Below are 1,528 nucleotides of genomic sequence, written 5' to 3' on the forward strand. Positions count from 1 at the left end.
ATCCTGCGCGCCGAAGCGCAGGAACCGTTACCCGCCGACGCCGCCGACGCGATCGAAACATTGATCCGCCAGATCAGCTGAGCGGACCCGGTCAGCGATCTAGCATCTGGCTGTCGAGATTGTCGCCGGTCTGCTCTTCGGTCTTCGCGTAGATCCGGGAACCCGCGCTGAGGTAGTCGGCGAGGGCTTCCGCGATGGCCTGCTCGCCGGCGATCACTGCGGCGCGCAGGACTTCGAGTTGTTCCATGGTCGTGTTGCTGTAGCCGCACAGGGGGCCATGGGTCCACCACAGGTCCGGCGACATCGAGACGTACGTCTGGTCGAGATCTTTGATCAACTGCATTTGTTGCTCGCCCAACCCCAGCAGGTATTGGGGATATACGACCAGATCCACGTCCCACCCTCCTTGACGACCAATGCTTCCGGCGGCCGGGCGCCGCGCGGGTCAGACGATTCGCTCGGCCGGATTCGCGTCCGCGGCCTGTTCGGCGTTGGCCGCGGCATCCACCGGCGCACGCTCGGCGCCCTCCGCACCCGAGGCCGCGTCCAGCCCTGCCGGGCCGGCCTCCGCTTCGGCGGCGGCCTCCGCGGGCGCCGCGGCTCCCGCGCCCTGTTGGGCGGTCGACGCCAGCTGCTGCACCGATCCCATGGTTTGGTTGACGAGGTTCATGTGCTGGGCGGCGCTGCCCGACATCTTCGCGGCCTGCGCGGACAGTTGGGACATCTGGGCGAGCGTCGGCATCGCGACGATCGGGGCGGCCGGGCTCGGCGGTGTCTCGGGGTTCTCGGTCTCGGAGGGTTCCGTGGGCTCGTCGTACAGCTCGTCCCCGCCGTAGCGCGCCGTGCTCTCGCCCCCGTCGGTGCGGGCGCGCGGCGGGGTGCGCCGGGCGTCCTGACCGCCGGGCACCGCCGGAGCACTCGGCGGCGCGCCGGCGTTGACGATCTCCCGGAAGGTGGGCGCGGCCGACGGCGGCGCGGACTGCAGCACGCGGTCCGGGATCGGGGCGCCCAATGCTTGCAGGTCGGCGATGACCTTGCTCAGCAGGTCCCGGTATTCGGCGATGACGGGCGCCTCCCCGGCCGCGGTGACGTTACGTGAGTATTCACCCATCAGGCCGCACATGGCGCTCACTCCCCCGAGCGCGGCGAGGGAGACCACCAGCTGGAAGGCGATCGACGCCGGGGGCCATTTGAAGTTCAGCAACATGGCGACCGGGATGCAGGCGGCCAGCCCATCCTTGGTCACCGTGATCTGCTGGCGGTAGAACTTGCTCTTCGCGGCCTCGCTGTCGATCAGCGTCTTCGTCGTCGCATCCAGCGTGAGAATCTTGGTGATGCGATCGATGTGGGTTTGGTTGCGGGCGGCGTAGGCGTCGGCGGCCTCACCCTGCCAGCTGTCGCCCGGGACGGCGCCTTGTGCGGTGCGCAGCGCGACTCCCAGAGGGTAGGCGGCGCCGGCGAACTTGTCCCCCTTGACCGCCGAGCCGCCCGGCCCGAAGAACAGCTCCTGGATGGTGATGACGAAGAT

2 protein-coding genes are annotated in these 1,528 nt (G+C 69.3%); both read right to left on the minus strand.

Annotated elements, in window-relative coordinates:
• Positions 1–91 precede the first annotated feature (91 nt).
• Entirely contained in the window at positions 92–394 is a 303-nt protein-coding gene (locus AC2VOK_RS06070; RefSeq protein WP_428899674.1) for a type VII secretion target, read from the minus strand.
• 51 nt (positions 395–445) lie between these two features.
• Positions 446–1,528 (minus strand): EspA/EspE family type VII secretion system effector (locus tag AC2VOK_RS06075; RefSeq protein ID WP_428899675.1); only part of this gene is annotated, 1,083 nt, incomplete at its 5' end.

Source organism: Mycobacterium sp. TH-M116, assembly GCF_057473685.1.